A 216-nucleotide genomic window follows, 5' to 3' on the forward strand; every position below is an offset into this window, starting at 1 on the left:
CAAAGTGCGTCAACAAGTACAGCTAATTCACAAAGTGCGTCAACAAGTACAGCTAATTCACAAAGTGCGTCAACAAGCGCATCTGACTCAGCGTCAGTAAGTGCATCTGATTCAGCATCAGTAAGTGCATCTGACTCTACATCAGTAAGTGCATCTGACTCAGCGTCAGTAAGCGCAAGCGACTCAGCGTCAACAAGTGCATCTGACTCTACATCA

Annotated in this window: 1 protein-coding gene; it reads right to left on the reverse strand. The window is 45.8% G+C overall.

What is annotated here, in order from left to right:
* Positions 1-216, reverse strand: a 216-nt coding sequence (locus tag ACZ267_RS13115; protein ID WP_463680372.1) for a hypothetical protein, incomplete at both ends; no start/stop codon positions are given.

The organism is Staphylococcus sp. AC872 (assembly GCF_979255425.1).